A 16,734-nucleotide genomic window follows, 5' to 3' on the forward strand; every position below is an offset into this window, starting at 1 on the left:
CGCGGCGTACGACACGTTCCTCACGGACAACTACATGGAGCGCTGGGAGGTCTCCGACCAGGAGGCGCGCCAGCACCTGACCGACGCGGCGAAGGGCAGCCACGACGCCCCCGACCCGGACGGTACGGTGACGGGCGACGCCAGCTGGCCGGGCCGTACGCCCGCCGCCGGCGCCACCGGCCCGGGGCGGGGCCCGGACGGGACGGATCGGGGACGGGGCGCTGAACGGGATCGACGGGGGCGGTGACGACGGTGGGCTCCGCCCGGTCGTCGTACCGCCCGGACCCCTGACCCGGCTGGCCCGGCTGGTCACCGAGGTGACCGCCCCAGCAGTGCTGGTCACCCCGCTGACCGTGGCGCTCGGCTGGCACGGCGCCGGCGGCGCGCACGGGCTGGGCTGGGCGCTGCTCGCCACGGTCTTCGCCAGCGGCATCCCGTTCGCGTACATCCTCGGCGGGGTGCGGCGCGGACGCCTCACCGACCACCACGTGGGCGTCCGCGAGCAGCGACGCGTACCCCTGCTCTTCGGTCTGGCCTCGGCCACCGCCGGCCTGGCGCTGCTCGCGGCGCTCGGCGCCCCCCGGCCGGTGCTCGCCCTGGTCGCGGCCGGGGTGGTCGGTCTGGTGGTGGCGGTGACCGTCAGCCACCGGTGGAAGATGTCGATCCACACCGCGGTGGCGGCCGGGGCGGTGGTGGTGCTGGCGCTGACCTTCGGCCCCCGGATGCTGGCCGCCGTGCCGCTGCCGGCCCTGGCCGGCTGGTCCCGGGTCCGGCTGCGGGACCACACCGTCCCGCAGGTGGTCGCCGGGGGCGTGGTCGGCGGTCTGATCGCCGGCCTGGTCTACGCCGCGCTGCGCTGAGCGCGGCGCAGCCGGTCAGGGCGTGTCGTCGCCGAGGCGCTGCCGGTTGGCCTCGATCCAGGCGTCCAGCGCGGCCGGGTCGTCCGGGTCCACCCCGTCCGCCATCAGCTGCGCCACCGCGGCGGTGGCCGGGCTGCGCCGCTCGCCGGTGCTGTAGAGCCGGGCGAACTCGGGAACCAGCTCCTCGATCGCCTCGTCGGTCCGGGTGGTGGCCTGCTCCGGCAGCCCGCGCCGCCGTCCCGCGTACGCGGCCCAGGCGCGCAGCACCCGGGGCAGCATCGCGGCGTCGTCCATGTCCAGCACGGCCCGGCGGTGCACCCAGTCCAGCAGGAACAGCCCGGCCACCGCCGGGCTCCAGCGCAGCGGGTCGGCGTCCGGGAAGCTCGCCGCGTGGTCGAAGAGCAGGCCCAGGCAGAAGTGCAGCGAGGCCAGCTCCGCGTCGCCGTCCAGGGCGTCCAGGCCGAACCGGGCCGCCTCCGGAGACGCCAGGAAGGCGCGCACCAGCTCGCTGCGCTCCTCGCCGGTGAGCGGCTCGGCGCCCCAGGTGAGAGTGCTGGCCGTCGCGCCGGGCAGCACCGCCAGCCGGGCGCCGACCAGGGCCCGGTCGGTGGCGAGTGAACCCTCGCCGGGCAGGTCGCCCAAGTCGTCGGTGACCGTCAGGTGTCGGCTCACCTCGCCGTGCATCCGGGCCGGGTCCTCCTCGCGGAACCAGGTCAGGTCGTCGGCGGCGCACATCTGCCGGACCTGTTCGAGGATGCGCTCGGCGGGGCCGCCGACGAAGACGTCCTTGGTGATCCCGATGTTGTGGTCGACGAGCGCCACCAGGGCGTGCTCGGGGCCGCCGGTCAGGTCGTCGTAGGCGAAGGTGGCCAGGTAGGAGGTCTGGTCGCCGTACACGTCGCCGTACGACCAGGCGCCGGTGAGATGGACCCGGCCGAGCTGGCCGGACCAGGCCGGGGCCTGCGCGCCGGGGCGGACCTTCGCCGCGCCCTCGGCATCCGGCACCAGCGCGGCGAAGACCGACCGGATGGTGGTCGCGGCGGCGGTCCGCCGGCGGGCGGTGGCGGCCAGGAAGCCGGAGACGAACTCTCGGACGGCCCGCTCCCGGTCGGTCTCGGCGATCGCGTAGACGCTGCCCAGCAGTGCGGCGCCGAGCATCTCGGCATCGAGGGCGGTGTCCAGCCTGGTCACGTCGCGTGCGGCGTGCAGCACCGCGTCGTAGGGGGTCTGTGGCGTGGCCATGGTCCGACCCTACGCCGCTGCGGCGGCCCGGGCACCCGTCGCGCCGGCCACTCTCACCGGGCGGCGTCGCGCAGCGCGTCCCGAGCCTGCCCGTACCGGTCGAGGACGGCCCGCACCGGGGTGCGGACGTACGTGTCGCCGACCTCGGCCACGGCGGCGGTGAGGCGTTTCTGGGCCCGCTGCCGGGCCCGGCGGGCCGCCCAGCGGATCGCCGGCCGGGTCGCGGTGGCCACCAGCAGGCCGGCGAGCAGGCCGCCGAGCAGCAGCAGGGTCGGCAGTGGCACCTCGCCCACCCGCGGGTACTCCGGTGCGGGCAGCCCGAGTACGCGCAGCGCGTAGCCGAGCAGCAGCCAGCCGAGCCCGGCCAGCGCGGCGAGGGTGACCAGCCACTGGACGCCGCCGACCAGCCGCCACCACAGCGGCCGGCGGTCCAGGCCCAGGTCGGTGTCGGCGATCGCGCGGTCCAGCGCGTCCGGCAGGTCGTCCAGGCGGGACCGGGCGGCCGTGGTGACCGCGTCCGGCCAGGGCGGGGGCAGGTCGGCGCCGGCGCGGTCGGCGACCGCGCGGATGGCCAGCCCGAGAGCGGAACGCTGGGCGGTGGTCGGGTCGGGCACCGAGGTCGCGGCGACCAGGCTCTCCGCCGGCTGGTCCGCCTCGCCGGCAGGGCCGGGCAGGTGCAGCCGGCGCAGCGGATCCGGCTGTAGCCGGCGCCAGCCCCGCACGACCGGCCAGCCGGTCGTGCCGCCGGCCCGGTGCCGGTACGCCCCCTCGACCGCGTCGGCCACCGCCGGCACGCCGGCCGCGCCGGCCAGGGCCCGGTCCAGTGGCCCGACGGTGTCGTCGTCCGGCGCGTTCCGGGGGACGTCAGGGTCGACCAGTTCGCCGAGCCCCGCCACGACGGTGTCCACGTCGCCGGAGAGTCGGCGCAGCGCCGCCTGACGCTCGGCGACCGCCCGCTCCAGCGCCTCCCGCAGCCCGGCCATGCCGGCCTGGTCGACCGCCCTGGTGGCCAGCAGCGGTACGCCGTCCAGCCCGTCGGCGTCGAGCAGCCGGCGCAGGTCGTCGAGGACCCGGGGCAGCTCGGCCGGGGACAGCCGGTCGGCCTGGTTGAGCACGACCAGGGTCACGTCCCGGTGCCGGTGGAACTCGCGCAGGTAACTCGTGTGGATCACCCGGTCGGCGTACTTCTGCGGGTCGACCACCCAGACCACCAGGTCGACCAGGCCGAGCAGCCGGTCCACCTCCAGTCGGTGGGACCGCTGCACCGAGTCGAAGTCGGGCAGGTCGAGCAGGACCAGCCCGTGCAGGGCGGTCTCGTCGTCGGCGTCCAGCGCGCTCTCCCGGACGAACCGGTGCCGGGGCAGCACGCCGACCCAGTCGAGCAGCCGGGTGGCGCCGTCGAGCGGCCCCCAGACGCAGGCGTGCGCCACGCCGGTGGTGGGGCGGCGCACCCCGACCGGGGAGAGGTCCAGCCGGGCCAGCGCGTTGAACAGGCTGGACTTGCCGCTGCCGGTGGCGCCGGCGAGCGCCACCACGGTGTGGTCCCGGGAGAGCGCCAGCCGGGTGCCGGCCCGCTCGACCAGGGTGTGCGCGGTGACCAGGCGGGAGTCCGGCACCTGGCCGTCCACCGCGTCGAGGAACCGGCGTACCGCGTCGAGGCGGGCCACCAGGTCGTCGGCGTCCATCCGCTGGTCTCCCCGGAACGCCTCGCGCATCCGGCCGACGATGCCCGTCACCGGCGGCCGCCGGTCGGGGCGGGCAGGCCCGGGCCGTCACCCTCGGCCAGGCCGGTGCGGTGCCGGGCCACCTCGACCCGGCCGGCGGCCCGGCGCAGCTCGGCCCCGGCGTTCGCGCCGGGCCGGGCCTCGTCGGTGCGGGTCAGGTAGCGCGCCGCCTCCTCGTCCAGCAGCGCCTGGATCCGTTCCAGCAGATCGGCCCGGGCCTTGTTGGCGAGGGTACGCACGGCCTGGTCGCCGAAGATCGCCTGGAGCACGGCCTGCGCGGCGACCGTGGTGCCCGCCCCGGTCGCGACCTCCAGGCCGGTGGGGATGAACGCGGTCGAGGCGAAGACGGCGATCATGACGGCGAGGCCGGTGGCGTTGACCGCGTACGCGGCCGTGCGGGCCACGAAGCGCCGGTCACCCCCCTCGGCCCGGACCAGGTCGAGCACGCCGCGCTGCCAGTCCCGGACGAGTCGTTCGGCCCGCTCGGACAGGTCGTCGGAGGGGTGGGCCAGCCCGGGTTCGAGCAGTCCCGCCCCGGCCGGGTGCGCCTTCCAGGCGGTGTACGCGTGTTCGGCCGCCTCGGACGAGACCCCGCGCAGCAGGGTGACCAGCTGGGACTCGATGGCGTTGTGCAGCTCGACGGCGGGGCTGGCGGGACGCCCGGTCATCGCGGCGACCACCCGGTCGCGCAGCCGGCCGATCCGGGCCTCCAGGGTGCGGAAGAACTCGCCGGTGCCGACGAACTCCTGCCACCGGGCCAGCACCTCGCCGCGGAGCAGCCGGCCGTCCTTGAGCCCCTCCGCCACGGTCCGCTGCGCCCCCCGGTACGCGGCCCGTACCCGCTCGTCGAGCGCGTCGGCGGCGGCGACCTGCTCTTCGGCGGCCTCGGCCAGCGCCTCGACGGTCGGGTGCAGCGAGGCGAGCGCGCCGTCCAGCGTCTGCCGGACCACCGCGGCCCGGGCCTCGGCGTCGGCGGCCAGCCGGGCGAACCAGGCGCTCAGCGGCGCGGTGACCTTGTCCGGCAGCAGGCCCTGGCCGTCGACCCAGGTCTCGGGCAGGACGAAGAGCGGCGCGGCGCCGAGATCCTGCGCGGCGAGCATCTCCGACAGGTGGGCGGCGATCTCGTCGGCGGCCTCCGGCGGCACCCGGTCGAGCACCATGGCGATCGCCGCGCCCCGGGCCCGGGCGCCGCGCAGCAGCTCCCAGGGGACCGCGTCGGCGTACCGGGCGGCGGTGGTGACGAAGAGCCAGAGGTCGGCGGCGGCCAGCAGTTGGCCGGCGAGGGCCCGGTTGGCGTCGACCACCGAGTCGATGTCGGGCGCGTCGAGGAAGGCCAACCCGGCCGGGAGCGCGGGTGCGGTGACCAGGTGCAGGGTGCGCGGGTCCTCGGCCGGCTCGGTCGTGCGGGTCAGGCCGGGCAGCAGCTCGCCCTGGCGGAACCAGGTGGAGTCGGCCGGGTTGCAGACCAGCACCGGGGAGCGGGTGGTCGGGCGGAGCACCCCGGCGGCGCTCACCCGGGCCTGCACCAGGCTGTTGACCAGGGTCGACTTGCCGGCGCCGGTGGAGCCGCCGACCACCACCAGCAGTGGCGCGTCGAGCCGGGCCAGCCGGGGCAGCAGGTAGTCGTCGAGTTGGTCGGCCAGCGCCGAGGCGGTACGCCGGGCCGGCTCGGCCGAGGGCAGGGTCAGCGGGAAGCGGGCGGCGCCGATCGCGGCCCGCAGCCCGGTCAGGGCGGCCGGGAGGCCGTCGGCGCTGGTGCCGGGCGGCGTCTCGGCGACGTCCGGCGATCCGGTGCCGGCGGCGACGGTGGGCGCGCCGGACCGGGTGGCGGGATCGCCGTTCGTCGTCACCGCTAAAGCGTGCCCGACCGATGCAAGGGAAGACAACCGGACAGTAGTAACGGTCGGGTTGCGCCGGGTCGACTCAACCTCGACTTGCGGTTTGCCGGGGGCATGGCACTATTGAGTCAAGTTCACTCAACTTATGGTGCGGTCGCTGCGGGCGACCCGCCGGGCAGGCCCCGTGACCTGCTCAACGTTACGAAGCGAGGAAGCGAAGATGGCACGTGCGGTCGGTATCGACCTCGGCACGACGAACTCCTGCGTCAGCGTTCTCGAGGGCGGTGAGCCCACCGTCATCGCCAACGCTGAGGGGTCGCGGACGACCCCGTCGATCGTCGCGTTCGCCCGCAACGGCGAGGTGCTCGTCGGTGAGGTCGCCAAGCGCCAGGCGGTGACCAACCCCGACCGGACCATCCGGTCGGTCAAGCGGGAGATCGGCACCAACTGGTCCGTCGACATCGACGGCAAGAAGTACACCCCGCAGGAGATCTCGGCGCGGACGCTGATGAAGCTCAAGCGGGACGCCGAGGCGTACCTGGGCGAGCAGATCACCGACGCGGTGATCACCGTCCCCGCCTACTTCAACGACGGTCAGCGCCAGGCCACCAAGGAGGCCGGTGAGATCGCCGGCTTCAACGTGCTGCGGATCGTCAACGAGCCGACCGCGGCCGCCCTGGCGTACGGGCTGGACAAGGGTTCCAAGGAGCAGACCGTCCTGGTCTTCGACCTCGGTGGCGGCACCTTCGACGTGTCGCTGCTGGAGCTGGCCGAGGGCGTCATCGAGGTCAAGTCGACCAGTGGTGACAACGACCTCGGTGGTGACGACTGGGACCAGCGCATCATCGACCACCTGGTGAAGACCTTCCGGGGCGAGCACGGCATCGACCTGGGGCAGGACAAGATGGCCCTGCAGCGGCTCCGCGAGGCCGCCGAGAAGGCCAAGATCGAGCTGTCCGCCGCCACCACCACCAACATCAACCTGCCGTACATCACCGCCGGCGCCGCCGGCCCGCTGCACCTGGACGTGACGCTCAGCCGCGCCGAGTTCCAGCGGATGACGCAGGACCTGCTGGACCGCTGCAAGGGCCCGTTCGAGCAGGCCGTGAAGGACGCCGGGATCAAGATCGCGGACGTCGACCACGTCATCCTGGTCGGCGGCTCGACCCGGATGCCGGCCGTGACCGACCTGGTCAAGCAGCTCACCGGCAAGGAGCCCAACAAGGGCGTCAACCCGGACGAGGTCGTCGCCGTCGGCGCCGCCCTGCAGGCCGGTGTGCTCAAGGGCGAGGTCAAGGACGTCCTGCTGCTCGACGTGACCCCGCTGAGCCTGGGCATCGAGACCAAGGGCGGCATCTTCACCAAGCTGATCGAGCGCAACACCACCATCCCGACCAAGCGCTCCGAGGTCTTCACCACGGCGGACGACAACCAGCCGTCGGTGCTGATCCAGGTGTTCCAGGGCGAGCGGGAGATCGCGGCCTACAACAAGAAGCTCGGGACTTTCGAGCTGACCGGCCTCCCGCCGGCGCCGCGCGGCGTGCCGCAGATCGAGGTCACGTTCGACATCGACGCCAACGGCATCGTGAACGTGCACGCCAAGGACCTGGGCACCGGCAAGGAGCAGAAGATGACGATCACCGGCGGCTCCTCGCTGCCGAAGGACGACATCGAGCGGATGCGCCGGGACGCCGAGGAGCACGCCGAGGACGACAAGCGTCGGCGCGACGAGGCGGAGACCCGCAACCTGGCCGAGGCGCTCCAGTGGCAGACCGAGAAGTTCCTCGCCGAGAGCGGCGACAAGCTGCCCAGCGAGAACCGCGACCAGATCAACGAGGCCCTCGGCGAGCTGCGCGGCGCGCTCGGCGGCCAGGACATCGAGAAGATCAAGGCGGCCCACGAGCGGCTGGCGCAGGTCTCCCAGCAGGCCGGTTCGCTGCTCTACTCGCAGCAGGCCGAGCAGGGCGAGCAGCCGGGCGCGGCCGGCCCGGGCGCGGCGGGTGCGGGTGCGGGTGCCGCCGGCGGCCCGCAGGCCGGGGCCGCCGACGACGTGGTCGACGCGGAGATCGTGGACGAGGACAAGAAGTGACGATTCGTCCCGGACCCGGACTCACGGCAGAGAAATCGAGGTAGCCGCATGACGGAGAAGCCACGAGCCGCCGACCCGGGCGCCTCCGGGTCGGTGCCGGGTGGCTCCGCGCCCGGCGAGCCGGCCGCCGGCGACGGGCCGCGGGTCGTCATCCGCAACAACCGCAAGATCGGCAAGACCGAGGAGGCGCCCGCCGCCGCCGACGCCGGGGCGGACGTCCCGGCCGAGGGCCTGGTGGAGGAGGGCGAGGTCGTGGTCGACGAGATCGAGGCCGAGGCCGATGCGGTCGACGGTCCGGCCCCGGCCGGCCCGACCGTGGTGGACGCCCCCGCGCAGCCGGCCGACGGCGGCGCGGCCGGCTCCCCGTTCGGCGCCGAGCTGGAGGCCCTCCGGGCCGAGCTCGACGAGCGGACCCGGGACCTGCAGCGGGTGTCGGCGGAGTACGCCAACTACCGCAAGCGGGTGGACCGCGACCGCGGTCTGGTCCAGGAGCAGGCGATCGGCACGGTGCTCACCGAGCTGCTGCCGATCCTGGACGACCTGGACCGGGCCCGCGAGCACGGCGACCTGGTCGGGCCGTTCGGCTCGGTGGCCGAGCAGCTCACCACGGCGCTGGGCAAGTTCGGGCTGACCCCGTTCGGGGAGCAGGGCGACCCGTTCGACCCGACCCGGCACGAGGCGGTCGCGCACCAGACCTCGGCCGACGTGGACGAGCCGACCTGCGTCCAGGTCATGCGTCGCGGCTACCTGCTGGCGGAGCGGCTGCTGCGGCCCGCGCTGGTCGCGGTCGCCGACCCGGAATAGTGCACGACCATCCGGTCGCCCCGCCCGCCGTCGCACGGCGGGCGGGGCGACCGGGCCTCATCACGCGGAAGGGGGTGGACCGGTGAGTTCCAAGGACTGGATCGAGAAGGACTACTACGGCACGCTCGGCGTGCAGAAGTCCGCCTCCTCGGACGAGATCAAGAAGGCGTACCGGAAGCTGGCCCGGGAGTCGCACCCGGACCACAACCCGGGTGACCCGAAGGCCGAGGAGCGGTTCAAGGCCGTCTCCGAGGCGTACGCGGTGCTCGGCGACGAGGCCAAGCGCCGCGAGTACGACGAGATGCGCTCGCTGTTCGGCTCGGGCGCGTTCCGGCGCGGCGCCCGGGGCGCCGGGCAGCCCGGCGGGGTGCCGTTCGACGTCTCCGACCTCTTCGCCGGTGGCGCCGCCGGTGGCGCGGACAGCCGGTTCGGTGGGGGCGGCTTCACCGACCTGTTCAGCTCGATCTTCTCCGGCGGTGGCGGGGCCGGCGGCCCGGCGCGTCCGCGCGGCCCGGCCCGCGGCCGGGACGTGGAGACCGAGGTGGCCCTGGACTTCGACGACGCGGTGCGCGGGGTGACCGTCCCGCTGACGCTGCGGGCGCCGGGGGTCTGCGACACCTGCCACGGCGACGGCGCGAAGCCGGGCACCCGGCCGAAGGCCTGCCCGGTCTGTCACGGGGCCGGGGTGACCACCCGCAACCAGGGGTCGTTCAGCTTCTCCGAGCCGTGCCGCACCTGTCAGGGCGTGGGCACCGTCGTCGAGGAGAAGTGCCCGGAGTGCCAGGGCACCGGCGGGGTGACCAAGACCCGCACGCTCAACGTCCGTTTTCCCGCCGGGGTGGCCGACGGTCAGCGGATCAGGCTGGCCGGGCGCGGCGAGCCGGGTGAGCGCGGCGGCCCGGCCGGTGACCTGTTCGTGCAGGTCAAGGTCCGTCCGGACGAGCTGTTCGGGCGTACCGGGGACGACCTCACCCTGACCGTGCCGATCACCTTCGCCGAGGCGGTGCTCGGCACCGACCTGCGGGTGCCCACCCTCGACGGCGCGGTGACCCTGCGGGTGCCGCCGGGTACGCCGTCCGGGCGGGTGCTGCGGGCCCGGGGCAAGGGCGTGGTTCGGCGCGACGGGCAGGCCGGTGACCTGCTGGTCACCCTGGACGTGGTGGTGCCGGCGGCGGTGTCGGACGAGGCGCGGGCGACGCTGGAGTCGTTCGCCGAGCAGACTCCGCCGGCGGCTCGGGAACATCTCGACGCGCGGGTGCGTCGGGTCGGTTGACCGGTGGATCAGGTGCGGAGGTGAGCGGGATGTCGGGCGAGTTCGTCGGTTCGGGTGACCCTGCCTACGAGGCCAAGGTGCTGATGATCTCGGTCGCGGCGCGGATGGCGGGGATGCACCCCCAGACCCTGCGCCAGTACGACCGGTTGGGCCTGGTGCAGGCCGGCCGGGCGGCCGGTGGTGGGCGTCGCTACAGCGTGCGTGACGTGGTGCTGCTGCGGGAGGTGCAGCGGCTCAGCCAGGACGACGGCATCAACCTGGCCGGGGTGAAGCGGATCATCGGGCTGGAGCGCCTGCTGGACCAGGCGCAGCAGCGGGTGGCCCGGCTGGAGGCGGAGCTGGACGCCGCGTACCGCCGGATCGCCGAGCTGGAGTCGCTGGGCGGTTTCCCGCGCGGTGACCTGGTGCCGACCAACCGCACCTCGACGGCGCTGGTCGTCTGGCGTCCCCGCCGTACGCCCGACCGCTGAACATCCTGCCGCGCCCGGCCGCCCGCCCTGTGGTGGCCGGGCGCCGCCGTCCGCGCACACCCCACACCCGCGTCTGCGGCAGTGGCCTCCACCGGTGCCCGGTCTCCGGTTTCCCGGCGGTGGTCGGAGCCGTTCCGTTAGCCTCAGAATGAGGTCCAACCGACTCATTCCGGACTCCGATGGCAGGGGGAGCCATGACGGAATCGGCGAAGAAGGTCGCCCGGCAAACGGAGGACCGGCTCGACAAGGTGGCCGAGAACGTCCGGCAGGGATTCGAACGGATCACCAAGGGCCGTTTCACCGACGAGATCAAAAACGGCAGGTTCGCCGACCAGGTCGACCACGGCATCGACCAGGGACGCGCCGAAGTGAAACGCCGGGAGCAGGGTGGATCGGAACGCTGATCCGCCGACGTGCGGGCCGGGACCCACGGGGGGTCCCGGCCCGTTCGCCGTCTTGAAACCGGGACCGCGATGCGACCACGCCGTCGAGGGTTCACGGGCGGCGCCCCGCCCACGTCGTGCCGCCGACGGGCGTCAGCCGATCCGGCGGTTCTCCCGGACCAGGCCGCCCTCGCACCAGTCCTGGTAGACGAAGAGGTCCTGCCGGGCCAGCAGCACCCGGCTGTTGTGCGCCCAGTCGCGCATCAGTTCGTCGCCCTCCCGCTCGGCCTGCTCGACCAGCTTGCGGAAGCGGCGCTTCGGGTGGGCACGGAAGTTCGTGCGGATGCCGTCCGCCGCGTAGATGTAGAGGCAGTGCAGGGCGAACCGGCGGGCCGGGCAGGTCGGATCCATCGCCAGATCGAAGAGGGTGAGCACCAGATGGTCCCCGGCGAGAAGCAGGTCCCAGTCGGGCGGCATCGAGGCCAGCGGCACCGAGTCCGGGTAGTAGGCCCACGTCCGCAACTCCGCCGGCGACGGGTCGACGGGGTTGGCGAAGCCGTGGAACGTCCTATCCTGCACGCTCACCGGCAACCTTCCCATTCGCGTCCGCGGGACGCACCGGCCACCCGCGGAGCCCTCGCTTGCTGGGGCGAAACGGTAACCGCCGCCGGCGGGTTGACGGAAGAGCCTGTCGGGAGCAATTCGACAACGGCCGGACCGGCCGGGTTGGCCGTACGGCCGACCCGGCCGCGCTCAGTCGGTGATCGGCGCCGGTTCCGGCCGGCGGACGCCGGCCCGCCGCCGCAGCCAGGCCTTGAACCAGCCCATGTCGGGCAGTCGCGCCAGCATCGGCCCGGTCACCACGGTGATCAGGACGTACGCCGTGGCGAGCGCCGCCAGCCGGGGTTCGACGGTGCCGGCGGCGACGGCCAGGCCGGCGATGACGATGGAGAACTCCCCGCGCGGCATCAGCGCGAAGCCGGCCCGCCAGCGACCGGGCTCGGCGATGCCCGCCCGGCGGGCCGCCAGGTAGCCGGTGAGCAGCTTCGTTCCCATGGTCACCACGGCCAGGGCCAGCGCCGGCAGCAGCACCGGCGGCATGTCCCGGGGGTCGGTGACCAGGCCGAAGAAGACGAAGAACACCGCGGCGAAGAGGTCCCGCAGCGGGGAGAGCAGCTCAGTCGCGTGGTGCGCCACCGGCCCGGAGAGCGCGATGCCGACCAGGAACGCGCCCACCGCGGCCGACACCTGGAGCTTGGCCGCGACGCCGGCGACCAGCAGGGTCAGCCCGAGCACGCCGAGCAGCAGCGCCTCCGGGTCTTTGGCGGACAGCGCCGACGAGATGAGGTGGCCGTACCGGATGGCCACCACCAGGACGACGACCACGGTGAGCACGGCGACGGCGAGGGCGATGCCGCCGGTGACCAGCCCGACGCCGGCCAGCAGCGCGGTGACCAGCGGCAGGTAGAGCGCCATGGCCAGGTCCTCGATGACCAGCACGGAGAGGATCACGGGGGTCTCCCGGTTACCGACCCGGCCCAGGTCGCCGAGCACCTTGGCGATCACGCCGGAGGACGAGATCCAGGTGATGCCGCCGAGGACCACGGCGGCCACCCAGCCCCAGCCGAGCAGCAGCGCGAACGCGAAGCCGGGCAGCGCGTTGAGCAGCGCGTCGATCAGCCCGGCCGGCGCCGCCGAGCGCAGGTTGCCGACCAGCTCGTTGGCGCTGTACTCCAGGCCGAGCATGACCAGCAGCAGGATGACGCCGATCTCCGCGCCGACGGCGAAGAACTCCTCGCTGGCGGCGAGCGGCAGCAGGCCGCCGTGGCCGAAGCCCAGGCCGGCGAGGAGGTAGAGGGGGATCGGGGACACCCCGAACCGCCGGCTGAGCCGGCCCAGGAGCCCGAGGAGCAGCAGCAGCGCGCCGACCTCGACGAGCAGTGTGGTGGTTTCGTGCATCCGCCTCAGCCGTCCGGGTCACTGTCGGCGAGGATGGCGGTCACCCCGTCGAGACCCTGGCGGGTACCGACCACGACCACCACGTCACCGGCCGCGAAGCGGAAGGTGGGATCGGGCGAGACGTTCACCTCGCCCTGACGGAGCACCGCCACGATCGAGGCGCCGGTGCGGGTGCGTGCCCTGGTGTCGCCGAGTTGCCTGTTGACGTACTTCGACCCCGCCGAGATGGCGATCTGCTCGGTGAGCAGCCCGGCCGCCTGCTCGCGCAGCCCGGAGAGCTGGCCGAGCATCAGCGACGCGCCGAGGATGTCGGCGAGCGCCTCCGCCTCGTCGTCGGTGAGCGGGATGTCGGCCTGGCAGGAGTCGGGATCGTCCGGGTCGTACAGGACGAGGTCCCGACGGCCGTTGCGGTGGGACACCACGCCGAGCCGGCGACCGGATTCCGTCACCAGATCGTGACGTACGCCGATCCCCGGTAGGGCAGTCTGTTCGACACGTACTCGCACCCGGGCAAGGCTACCCTGCCGAGGAGACGCGCATGATCGGTCGAATCCTCCGCCCGGTCTTCGCCCTGCTGCTCGTCCCGGTGCTCGCGTCCTGCTCGGCGATCGGCGACGTCCGCCGCGATCCGCCGGCCCGGACCGCCGCGCCGTCTCCGCCGCCCGCGACCGTGCCGGCACCGCCGCCGTCCGCCGGCTTCGACGAGGTACGCGCCGTCCGGGTCGCCGTCGCCCAGCGGTACGACGATCCGTACCTGGAGTTCTCCGACGCCGCCCACGGCTGGGCGCTCTTCGCCGGCTGCGACGGCCGCCCGCCGGACCGGAGCTGCCCGGCGCTGCTCTTCTCCACCCTCGACGGGGGCCGCTCCTGGCTGCAGGTGCGCCACCCGCGCCCGGTGGCCGACAACCAGCAGCTCTACACCGCGCCCGGGCTGGTGGTGCTCGGGGCCGAGCCGCACGGCTGGTACGCCTCCACGAACGGCGGCGCGAGCTTCGTGCGTACCGCCGAAGTGCCGGCGGAGTGGCGGGCCGCGCAGGGGCGGTTCCAGGTGATCGAGGCCACCGGCCGGGTGGGCGAGTGGGACGGCCGGCGGTCGCGCCCGCTCGCCGCCCAGCCGCCGGTGCCGGGCCTGGACACCGTCGCCTCCTCCGACGACCTGCTGGTGGCGGCAGGCATGGCGGACGACCGGCCGTACGCGGCGGTCTCGACGGACCGGGGCCGGAGCTGGCAGCCGACCCCGGTGCCGGCGCCCGACGGCGCGGTGTCCACCCTCCGGGTGCGGGTCGCGCCGGACGGCGACGTGTGGCTGGTGGGAGAGCGGCCGGACCGGATGGATTTCCCGGCGCTCTGGCGCTACCTGGGGCGCTGGCTGCCGGTGCCCGCGGAGTCCTGTCCGTCGCGGATCCTGTCGGTGGCCCCGGTGGGGGCCGGGCGGGTCGCGGTCACCGGCCCGTCCGGGGTCGGCGTGGTCATCGACGGGCGATACACGCCGGTCGCCTGGCCGCTCGGGCCGAACCACTACCTCAGCCTCCTCGGCGACGGCACGCTGGTGGCCCGCGCTCCGGACGAGACCGTCCTCGCCGTCGGCCCGGTCGGTACCCGCCGGTGGATCAGGGTGGTCCTGGTCGGAGAGTGACCGCCGCGCTCCGCGCCGGTCCTTGTCCTGGTGTGCGGCTCGTGCTGCCGGCGCTTGCGGCTCGTGCTGCCGGCGCTCGGTCGACCAGCGCCGGTGGTGGCGGCGTCCTTTGGAGCTGAATCGCTTACGTCATCACGCCATTGACAGCGGCGGGGTGGCAGGGACGAGAGCCGGGCCTGTCCCTGCTACTTCGGCTCGGCGACGAACACTCCGACCCCTTCCAGGGTCTCGGTGAGGCCGGTCGCGCGCAGGATCATCATCGCCTTGCCGACCACGGTGTCCGACACGCCGTATTCCTTGCACAGTTGCGAACGGCTCGGCAGCTTGGTGCCGGGCGGCCACTCTCCTGAGTCGATCTTGCTTTTCAGCTCGTCTGCGAGCACCTGGTACTGCTGCTTGGGCATACACACTCCCCGGATGGCACGCCCATTCGATCACGTAGCGACCTCCAACCTCAAGCAATCGTTAGTCGGTCATTGACCTACAACCGGTGGCGATTGTGGGTTCCTTGCGAACGCCTCCGGATGGCACTTGGGGCGCTCATCTGGTCGGGGCGGGCATCCCCCGTGGTCCGTCCCGACCTTGCCCAGCCCAGTAGCCCGACAGTCGTCGAAAGGGCATGTTCACCGTGCGTAATTTCCTGCGGCCGCTCCTGAGGCGACGCAACGCCGGCCCGCCGATCCGGTCCGGCCCGCACCGCCAGCCGCCGGCCGGCGCGTACCGCTCGACGTCTTACCTCCCGCTGCGGCCGTGGCAGGTGCGCAGCCGGACCTTCGCCACCTGCCGTCGCGGCCTGGACCCGGGCGAGGTCGCCGCGTTCCTCGATCGGGTCGCCGGCGACCTTGCCGCCGCGCACGCCGAGGTGGTCCGCAGCCGGGAGGAGACCGCCAGGATCAAGGACGCCCTCCGCGAGTGGCAGTCCCGTCAGGTTCCCACCACGCGCGACTCGGCCCGGTACCCGTGACCAGCCGGTACGTCATCCACCTGCCGGTCACCGCCGCCGACCTCGCCCGAGCCAAGATCCTCGCCCGGACCGCCGCCCGCTCGCTGGCCTTCCTCGCCCACGTCGATCCCGGCGAGACCACCGTCTCCACCGAGGACAAGCAGGGGGTACGCCACCGGGTGTTCTGCGACCAGCGCCTCGACAACGGCCGCCGCTGCGTCCTGCGTGCCGACCACGAGACTCCCTGTACGGCCCGGCTGCCCCGCTGACCAAGCACCCCGGCGTCTGGCGACAACACGAGCGAGCTGCTCAGGAGTGCTGCGGCCTGATCGCGCCTGAAAAGGGTCAGCGGCTCCCGCGGCGCCACGTCGCCGATCGTCCCAGACCCTCGGGGAAGATCGCGCCCTCGCGGCGGAGTCGGTCGAGGACCACGCGGATCGTCGGGTCGCTGACGCCGGGCAGCGCGGTGCGGACGTCGGCCATCCGGAAGACGACAGGAGCATGGTTCAGCACGTAGTCACGTACCCGGTCCTGCTTCGAGCCGTCGGCACGGTCAGAGGCGGCCCGTTGCGCGAACGTCCGGTAGGCCGTGGCCAGGATGTTGACGAAGTAGGTCAGCCAGGGCCAAGGGTCGGCCCGGTGGTCGTGCCATCCGTGGGTGGAGTCCAGCAGGGCCTGGTAGTAGGCGTCCGCCGTCTCGGCGATCTGCTGCTCCAGGCTGACGTAGCGGGAGACGGTATAGCCGGCATCCATTAGTAGAGCGTTGGTGACGGCACGGGTCACCCGCCCGTTGCCGTCTTCGAACGGGTGGATGACCAGCAGGTCGAGTGCGAAGAGCCCGACCAGGAGCACCGGATGGTGCCGTTGAGCCGACATCTCTGCCAGGTAGCGGTCGATCAGTTCTGACACGTGGAACGGCGTGTCGGAGGCTCGGACGGGCCGGAAGCGGACGGTCATCTCTCCAGAGGTCGCCCGGTCGACCACCAGGTTGTCCTCTGCCTTGAACCGACCGCCCTCGGCGGCCGTGTGCGCGAAAAGCATCTTGTGCAGGTGCAGGAGAAGTCCGCTGTTGAGCGGCCGCCACGATCCTTGGAAGAGGTAGTCCTGGGCGTCCCGGTAACCGGCGAGTTCCTGCTCGCTCCGTGTCCGTAGCTGGGTGACCTTGCCGGCGAGGATCCGGTCCGCCCGTGCGTTGTCGGGGACGACGATGCCCTCGATGGCGGAGGATGCCGTGATGCTGGCGACCCGGGCCCGATCGGCGAGCTGGCTGAGCAGCCCGGGAAGCTGATCACGGTAGAGCGCCTCGGAGCCACGACCCACGTCCACCGTGCCGAGAGCGGTGACCACCGGCCCGGGAACCTGGCCGATGAGCCGGTCCAGGTCGGCGAAGCTCCGCATCACGCCACCCCTGTCTTGAACTATATAAGACGTGCTCTCCATGCATAGTTTATGTATTTCTCTTGGGTAGTTTCGCCGCGCCCAGCGGCTCGGTGAGTGACTGGTGTCACAGCGA

General features: G+C 73.5%; 18 protein-coding genes. 10 read left to right on the plus strand and 8 right to left on the minus strand.

From position 1 onward, the window contains the following. Window positions 1–247, plus strand: a 247-nt coding sequence (locus AB0I41_RS21215; RefSeq protein ID WP_357110085.1) for a hypothetical protein, incomplete at its 5' end; no start/stop codon positions are given. A gap of 70 nt (window positions 248–317) precedes the next feature. Beyond that, window positions 318–860, plus strand: coding sequence for a phosphatase PAP2 family protein (locus tag AB0I41_RS21220; RefSeq protein ID WP_357110088.1), 543 nt, complete (start codon window positions 318–320; stop codon window positions 858–860). A gap of 15 nt (window positions 861–875) precedes the next feature. Here AB0I41_RS21220 and AB0I41_RS21225 read toward each other — a convergent pair whose 3' ends face one another. From AB0I41_RS21225 to AB0I41_RS21235, 3 genes are read right to left on the minus strand one after another with little or no spacing between them, the layout of a single operon-like run. Next, a complete protein-coding gene (locus tag AB0I41_RS21225; RefSeq protein ID WP_357110091.1) occupies window positions 876–2,102 on the minus strand; it encodes a hypothetical protein in 1,227 nt (408 codons plus the stop codon). A gap of 53 nt (window positions 2,103–2,155) precedes the next feature. Then, window positions 2,156–3,817: a GTPase gene (locus AB0I41_RS21230; protein ID WP_357110094.1), complete on the minus strand. Its 1,662-nt coding sequence runs from the start codon at window positions 3,815–3,817 to the stop codon at window positions 2,156–2,158. Between the two features lie 17 nt (window positions 3,818–3,834). Next, window positions 3,835–5,676, minus strand: a complete 1,842-nt coding sequence (locus AB0I41_RS21235; RefSeq protein ID WP_357110096.1) for an ABC transporter — start codon at window positions 5,674–5,676, stop codon at window positions 3,835–3,837. A gap of 208 nt (window positions 5,677–5,884) precedes the next feature. Between AB0I41_RS21235 and dnaK the strand changes: the two genes are divergently transcribed. The 5 genes from dnaK (at window position 5,885) to AB0I41_RS21260 (ending at window position 10,704) form a co-directional block, all read left to right on the plus strand. Next, a complete protein-coding gene (gene dnaK, locus AB0I41_RS21240; RefSeq protein ID WP_357110099.1) occupies window positions 5,885–7,753 on the plus strand; it encodes a molecular chaperone DnaK in 1,869 nt (622 codons plus the stop codon). Between the two features lie 48 nt (window positions 7,754–7,801). Further along, window positions 7,802–8,557 (plus strand): nucleotide exchange factor GrpE, encoded by a 756-nt coding sequence (gene grpE, locus AB0I41_RS21245; RefSeq protein ID WP_357110101.1) that lies wholly within the window; start codon window positions 7,802–7,804, stop codon window positions 8,555–8,557. 82 nt (window positions 8,558–8,639) lie between these two features. Then, entirely contained in the window at window positions 8,640–9,830 is a 1,191-nt protein-coding gene (dnaJ, locus tag AB0I41_RS21250) for a molecular chaperone DnaJ (protein ID WP_357110105.1), read from the plus strand. 29 nt (window positions 9,831–9,859) lie between these two features. After that, complete coding sequence (locus AB0I41_RS21255) at window positions 9,860–10,300, plus strand: MerR family transcriptional regulator (protein WP_357110273.1); 441 nt, start codon at window positions 9,860–9,862, stop codon at window positions 10,298–10,300. Window positions 10,301–10,494: 194 nt separating this feature from the next. Next, window positions 10,495–10,704: a hypothetical protein gene (locus AB0I41_RS21260; RefSeq protein WP_357110276.1), complete on the plus strand. Its 210-nt coding sequence runs from the start codon at window positions 10,495–10,497 to the stop codon at window positions 10,702–10,704. A gap of 132 nt (window positions 10,705–10,836) precedes the next feature. Here AB0I41_RS21260 and AB0I41_RS21265 read toward each other — a convergent pair whose 3' ends face one another. From AB0I41_RS21265 to AB0I41_RS21275, 3 genes are all read right to left on the minus strand, one after another. Then, window positions 10,837–11,268: a hypothetical protein gene (locus tag AB0I41_RS21265; protein WP_357110107.1), complete on the minus strand. Its 432-nt coding sequence runs from the start codon at window positions 11,266–11,268 to the stop codon at window positions 10,837–10,839. Between the two features lie 168 nt (window positions 11,269–11,436). Then, complete coding sequence (locus AB0I41_RS21270) at window positions 11,437–12,642, minus strand: cation:proton antiporter (protein ID WP_357110110.1); 1,206 nt, start codon at window positions 12,640–12,642, stop codon at window positions 11,437–11,439. Between the two features lie 5 nt (window positions 12,643–12,647). Beyond that, window positions 12,648–13,148 (minus strand): cation:proton antiporter regulatory subunit, encoded by a 501-nt coding sequence (locus AB0I41_RS21275; protein ID WP_357110113.1) that lies wholly within the window; start codon window positions 13,146–13,148, stop codon window positions 12,648–12,650. 32 nt (window positions 13,149–13,180) lie between these two features. On the opposite strand from AB0I41_RS21275, the gene AB0I41_RS21280 reads away from it, so the two are divergent. Then, on the plus strand, window positions 13,181–14,278 hold the full coding sequence (locus AB0I41_RS21280; protein WP_357110115.1) for a hypothetical protein: 1,098 nt from the start codon (window positions 13,181–13,183) through the stop codon (window positions 14,276–14,278). Between the two features lie 185 nt (window positions 14,279–14,463). On the opposite strand, the gene AB0I41_RS21285 is transcribed toward AB0I41_RS21280, so the two are convergent. Then, window positions 14,464–14,682 (minus strand): winged helix-turn-helix domain-containing protein, encoded by a 219-nt coding sequence (locus AB0I41_RS21285; RefSeq protein ID WP_357110118.1) that lies wholly within the window; start codon window positions 14,680–14,682, stop codon window positions 14,464–14,466. A gap of 224 nt (window positions 14,683–14,906) precedes the next feature. Here AB0I41_RS21285 and AB0I41_RS21290 point away from each other — a divergent pair, with 224 nt between their 5' ends. Both AB0I41_RS21290 and AB0I41_RS21295 read left to right on the plus strand, forming a co-directional pair. Continuing rightward, the gene (locus AB0I41_RS21290) at window positions 14,907–15,242 is read left to right on the plus strand and encodes a DivIVA domain-containing protein (protein WP_357110279.1); all 336 of its coding nucleotides are present in this window, start codon (window positions 14,907–14,909) and stop codon (window positions 15,240–15,242) included. Next, window positions 15,239–15,490: a hypothetical protein gene (locus AB0I41_RS21295; protein ID WP_357110120.1), complete on the plus strand. Its 252-nt coding sequence runs from the start codon at window positions 15,239–15,241 to the stop codon at window positions 15,488–15,490. The genes AB0I41_RS21290 and AB0I41_RS21295 overlap by 4 nt, the downstream gene beginning before the upstream one ends. A 76-nt stretch (window positions 15,491–15,566) precedes the next feature. Here the strand turns inward: AB0I41_RS21295 and AB0I41_RS21300 are convergent, their stop codons facing one another. Further along, entirely contained in the window at window positions 15,567–16,619 is a 1,053-nt protein-coding gene (locus tag AB0I41_RS21300) for a Fic family protein (RefSeq protein WP_357110122.1), read from the minus strand. Window positions 16,620–16,734 lie beyond the last annotated feature (115 nt).

Source organism: Micromonospora sp. NPDC050200, assembly GCF_040656135.1.
Classification (GTDB): Bacteria; Actinomycetota; Actinomycetes; order Mycobacteriales; family Micromonosporaceae; genus Micromonospora.

What these genes read in the sequence shown, in the direction of transcription:
- AB0I41_RS21225 (WP_357110091.1), bottom strand. Translation starts at nt 2,102, where the DNA reads ATGGCCACGCCACAGACCCCCTACGACGCGGTGCTGCACGCCGCACGC.
- AB0I41_RS21230 (WP_357110094.1), bottom strand. Translation starts at nt 3,817, where the DNA reads ATGCGCGAGGCGTTCCGGGGAGACCAGCGGATGGACGCCGACGACCTG.
- dnaK (WP_357110099.1), top strand. Translation starts at nt 5,885, where the DNA reads ATGGCACGTGCGGTCGGTATCGACCTCGGCACGACGAACTCCTGCGTC.
- grpE (WP_357110101.1), top strand. Translation starts at nt 7,802, where the DNA reads ATGACGGAGAAGCCACGAGCCGCCGACCCGGGCGCCTCCGGGTCGGTG.
- AB0I41_RS21255 (WP_357110273.1), top strand. Translation starts at nt 9,860, where the DNA reads ATGTCGGGCGAGTTCGTCGGTTCGGGTGACCCTGCCTACGAGGCCAAG.
- AB0I41_RS21260 (WP_357110276.1), top strand. Translation starts at nt 10,495, where the DNA reads ATGACGGAATCGGCGAAGAAGGTCGCCCGGCAAACGGAGGACCGGCTC.
- AB0I41_RS21270 (WP_357110110.1), bottom strand. Translation starts at nt 12,642, where the DNA reads ATGCACGAAACCACCACACTGCTCGTCGAGGTCGGCGCGCTGCTGCTG.
- AB0I41_RS21280 (WP_357110115.1), top strand. Translation starts at nt 13,181, where the DNA reads ATGATCGGTCGAATCCTCCGCCCGGTCTTCGCCCTGCTGCTCGTCCCG.
- AB0I41_RS21285 (WP_357110118.1), bottom strand. Translation starts at nt 14,682, where the DNA reads ATGCCCAAGCAGCAGTACCAGGTGCTCGCAGACGAGCTGAAAAGCAAG.
- AB0I41_RS21300 (WP_357110122.1), bottom strand. Translation starts at nt 16,619, where the DNA reads ATGCGGAGCTTCGCCGACCTGGACCGGCTCATCGGCCAGGTTCCCGGG.